This window comes from Pseudomonas sp. UBA2684 (assembly GCA_002354655.1).
Classification (GTDB): domain Bacteria; phylum Pseudomonadota; class Gammaproteobacteria; order Pseudomonadales; family Pseudomonadaceae; genus Aquipseudomonas.
In genome coordinates this window covers 105,267-105,750 of record DELY01000034.1, presented here as the reverse complement: position 1 = coordinate 105,750, position 484 = coordinate 105,267, and the positions used below count along the sequence as shown (strand labels likewise).

The window sequence follows — 484 nt, the reverse complement described above, 5'->3', positions numbered from 1 at the left end:
TCGGTTAACCGAGCACTGCGTGCTGTGGTGGTGTTATGCCGCGTTTTCAGTGCGCGGGTTTGTGGTCGCTGGCGACTGCTCTTTTCAACGCGCGTTTTTCCAGCAATTGCCGCAGGCCATGCATCAGCAGGGCGATGAGCAAGGCCAGCACCACGCCAAACAAGGCGTTGAGCAGGCGCACTTCGGCCAAGTGCCAATCCTGCGCCAGGCTCTCGGCGAGCAGGACAAAGCAGATCGTGGTTTGCATGACGAACAAGCCGTAGTGGTTGGCTTGCAGGGCCCGGCTCAGGGCAATCAACGGCAGCATGGTGGCGACCATCAGTGGCGGGTTCTGCAGGTTGTGGCCGAGCAGAATCAACAGCCCGGCGGCGCCCAGGCTGGCCAGGCTCGATTGCAGGGCGCGCACCAGGCTGCCCTGGAACTCCAGTTGTAAGGTGGTGACCACGGTCAGGGTCAGCCAATAGCCGCGTTGCAGCTCCGCCAG

Annotated in this window: 1 protein-coding gene; it reads right to left on the bottom strand. The window is 62.4% G+C overall.

The window, feature by feature from the left end:
• Positions 1-46: 46 nt before the first annotated feature.
• On the bottom strand, positions 47-484 hold a 438-nt coding region (locus B3M58_RS11495; protein WP_296219242.1), incomplete at its 5' end, for an FUSC family protein.